The following is a 202-nucleotide window of genomic DNA, read 5'->3' as shown; positions in this document are numbered from 1 at the left end:
TTGCTCCGATTGAGGTCGAGCCCCTCGCCGCGTACCGTCCCGGCCACCACGCGCCCGTCCTGGCCCCCGAGGATTCCCGAAAGCGCCCGCAGGAGCGTGGTTTTCCCTGCGCCGTTATTCCCGATCAACGCCACGATCTGCCCGTCCTCGACACGCAGATTCACGTCGTGAAACACCTTGGCGGTGCCGTAACTCACCGCGA

At 65.8% G+C, this 202-nt stretch carries 1 protein-coding gene; it reads right to left on the bottom strand.

The features are described 5' to 3' along the window. A partial coding sequence (locus IJ15_RS0124270) for an ATP-binding cassette domain-containing protein (protein ID WP_031940883.1) occupies positions 1 to 202 on the bottom strand: 202 nt, incomplete at both ends.

The organism is Prescottella defluvii (assembly GCF_000738775.1).
Classification (GTDB): domain Bacteria; phylum Actinomycetota; class Actinomycetes; order Mycobacteriales; family Mycobacteriaceae; genus Prescottella; species Prescottella defluvii.
The sequence above is the reverse complement of the archived record's forward strand: the minus strand, read 5'-3'. Positions and strand labels throughout refer to the sequence as shown.